The organism is Tenebrionibacter intestinalis (assembly GCF_016632365.1).
Lineage (GTDB): Bacteria > Pseudomonadota > Gammaproteobacteria > Enterobacterales > Enterobacteriaceae > Tenebrionibacter > Tenebrionibacter intestinalis.
In genome coordinates this window covers 1-1,501 of the sequence record NZ_JAEPBH010000118.1, presented here as the reverse complement: position 1 = coordinate 1,501, position 1,501 = coordinate 1, and the positions used below count along the sequence as shown (strand labels likewise).

Annotated in this window: 1 protein-coding gene; it reads left to right on the top strand. The window is 61.6% G+C overall.

Annotation, left to right across the window (positions count from 1 at the left end):
* The coding region (locus JJB97_RS17925) for a hemagglutinin repeat-containing protein (RefSeq protein ID WP_238715435.1) at window positions 1-1,501 on the top strand (1,501 nt) is incomplete at both ends.

Here is a 1,501-nt window from a genome sequence, read left to right as displayed (position 1 = left end):
CTCTGCGGGAAGCCTGCTCAACGTACACGGCAGCGAACTGATTGCCGGTAAGAATATGGCGCTCGCCGGCAGCGACGTGAACATCACCGCAGCCGAAAACAGCCACACCAGGCAGACAGTGACTGAGCAGAAGAGCAGCGGCCTGACGCTGGCGCTCTCCGGCATGGCGGGCAGCGCGCTGAACGGGGCCGTTGCCAGCGCGAAGGCGGCGAAGCATGAAAACAGCGGGCGCGTGGCGGCCCTGCAGGGCACAAAGGCGGTGCTTGCGGGCGTGCAGGCAAGCCAGGCGGTGCGGATGAATGAGTTACAGGGCGGTGCGAAGGGCAAGAACAACGCCACGGGTATCAGTCTGAGCTACGGCAGCCAGTCCTCACGTTCGGAAACGAATCAGAAAATGCATTACCACCAGGGCAGCACGCTTACGGCAGGTAACAGCCTCAGCGTGGCGGCGACCGGTGGGGACATCAATATCCGGGGCAGTGAACTGCAGGCCGGTAAGGATGTGCTGCTGGCTGCGAAGCGTGACGTGAACCTGGTGTCCTCCACCGACACCCGCGAGACCACGGGCAGCAACAGGAGCAGCGGAGGCTCAGTGGGCGTGGGCATTGGCGCAGGCCAGGGCAAGGCGGGTATCAGCATATCTGCAAGTGTGAATAGCAGCAAAGGTAGCGAAAGCGGTAACGGCGTCACCCATAATGAAACGCAGGTTACGGCGGGGAATAATGTCACCCTTATCAGCGGGCGCGACACGCTGCTGCAGGGGGCGCAGGTCGCGGGCGAAGCCATTAAGGCGGATGTGGGTCGTAACCTGACGCTCAGGAGCGAGCAGGACTCAGACCGCTACGATATGAAGCAGAGCAACGTCAGCGCGGGCGGCAGCTTCGCCTTTGGCTCCATGACCGGCTCAGGGAGTGTGAGTGTGTCGAAAGACAGGATGCACAGTCATTACGACTCGGTACAGGAGCAGACCGGGCTGTTTGCGGGCGGGGGAGGATTTGACGTGAAGGTGGGCGGGCACACGCAGCTTGACGGAGCGGTGGTAGCCTCCACGGCCACGGCAGACAAAAACCGGCTCGACACGGGCACGCTGGGCTGGAGTAATATAAAGAACAAAGCGGAGTATGAAGTCTCACACCAGGGTGTTGGTATCAGCACGGGCGATAGCGTGGGCGGCCAGTTCATGGGGAACATGGCGAACACGCTGCTTGTGGGCATGAACGGCCACGACGAGGCGAGTTCCACCACGCAGGCGGCGGTGAGCAAAGGCAGTATCATCATCCGTGACGGGGAGAAACAGCAGCAGGATGTGGGGGCGCTGAGCCGCGATGCCGAACACGCCAGTCAGTCACTGTCGCCGATATTTGATAAGGAGAAGGAGCAGCAGCGGATCAAGGAAGCGCAGCTTATTGGGGAAATCGGCAGCCAGGTGAGCGATATCCTGCGCACGGAAGGGCAGATAGCGGCCACCAAAGCGGCCACAGATAAAATGGCCACGGCCAGC